At 37.9% G+C, this 1,981-nt stretch carries 1 protein-coding gene; it reads right to left on the bottom strand.

Annotation, left to right across the window (positions count from 1 at the left end):
• Positions 1-1,981, bottom strand: a 1,981-nt coding sequence (locus ACFIKE_RS09885; RefSeq protein ID WP_375649659.1) for a helicase-related protein, incomplete at both ends; no start/stop codon positions are given.

The raw sequence follows: 1,981 nt of genomic DNA, 5'->3' as shown, positions 1-1,981 counted from the left end.
CCGTGAAAGGGTCAAGAATAGAGACACCCCGTGAACCAAGGCTTTTTCCAAATTCATTGCGTAAAACATCATCAACAGAATGAATGATAAAATCAACAACCTCAATGGGAGTATAAACAATGCCTAATTTTTCTACTGTACGCGGAAAAGCATAACGGAAAAATTCATTATAAAGCTCTACAATTAAACTTTGTTGTGCTTCAAGATTGGTAATTCCACGCGTGTAAAATTGTATACTCCTAGAAATATTGTTCAGATCTTGAGATTCTTCTTTAGGGGTAACTTTATCAAGGACATTGAGTACACGTTGTAAAGCACAAGATACGGGATTTTCTTGAACAAACTGATGCCCCTCAAATAAAGCATTAAAGACTGGACGCGTCACAAGATGTTGCGCAAGCATTTCAATCGCATTTTGTTCGGAGATAGTTGTATTCAAATTGCTACGCAATTCGGTCATAAAATCATTAAACACACGCCGTGTTTCAGTTTCTGATTTCGTCAAAACCTCAGTTAAGCGTGTGATATGAGTTTGAGCAAGATCACCAACATTTATTGCCCATTTTTTCCAATAGCTAGGGTCGTAAAATCTATTAACAATAGCAGCTTTAATGACATCTTTACATTTAGAAAAAAGGGGGAGTTCTCCTTGTTCTTCACATGTGTGAGAGGATTCATAAGTTGCTAACCCAATATTAAGTCCTGAATACTCTAATTTTGAGCGTATAGGTAAATCATCAATAACCGTGGTCGTATCTTCTAACGCAAGTTCTTGAGAAGCAGCAACAATTTCAAGAGCATCGCTTACGTCTTGTTTTTTGTGCATATGGTGAATTATTTTATTAAAGTTATCATCATGAGCACGTAAAGCATTGAGAACTTGCCAGATGACATTATACTTTTGGTTGTTTTCTAAGGCTATTTCCGGCGGAATATCAGCGGGTATCCCAACGGGTAGAATGATATAGCCTCTTTTTTTACCCTCTGCTCGACGCATTACACGTCCTATTGCTTGAATAATCTCAATTTGACTTTTGCGCGGGTGTAAAAATAGAACAGCATCAAGAGCGGGTACATCAACACCTTCAGAAAGACAGCGTACATTGGTAAGTACACGACAAGTATTTTCCCCCGCATCTTCCTTTAACCATTCAAGTTGTTTTGTACGCTCTTTAGCACTAAAGGTTCCATCAATATGGGCAAGGGTACAGTTAAGAGGAGGAGTATCTTTATAGTTTTTATGAAGAGCGCGTAAAGATTCTTGCACTTTTTCTTTTTTGAATCTTTTGCATATGCGTTTAGAAGTATCAATATCTTTGCAAAAAGCTAAAGCTCTACGCATGGGCTTGGGGTCATCTTCAAGATCAAGTTTCAGATCCATTTTGGTAAGGGCTCTATAACAGCCATTAATCTTGGTCCTATCATCGAGAATAAGTTCATAATTCTTATCGGTAATCAGATGTTGAATGGATTGACTTACTTCTTCTTCGTTGACAACTAATATGATAACTTTACAAGGTGATAACAGCTTATCCTCTAAAGCACGTGAAAAGTTGTAAGTGTAAAGTTGTTTGCCATAGAGTTTTTCATTATCCATGGACACCAAAACGTTATTGGATAAGAAAGCATTCCTTTTCAGCTTGTCACTAAAGATCTTTGGGGTTGCTGTCATGTAGAGGCGTTTTTTGCCTCGAATAATGCTATTGTCATGAACCTTGATAAATTCAGATTCATGCTTTTCTGTTCCCAACACAACACCAGTTGTTCTATGGGCTTCATCACAAATGATCAGATCAAATTCAGGTAACCCATGGGTATTTTGTGCATCCGAAATCACTTGGATAGAATGATAGGTTGAAAAGATGACCGTCATTGCATCTGCTAGGTTTTCACAAGCTTCTTTGGCAAGGGCTTGGGCATCCGTGGTAGCAGGGAGAACAAGATCTGATGTTTCCATGCCAACAATATCATCTTGGTTTTT

The organism is Bartonella sp. MU70NMGDW, assembly GCF_042194085.1.
Lineage (GTDB): Bacteria > Pseudomonadota > Alphaproteobacteria > Rhizobiales > Rhizobiaceae > Bartonella > Bartonella grahamii.
Note: the sequence above shows the minus strand (reverse complement) of the source record. Positions and strands in the feature narration are given on the sequence as shown.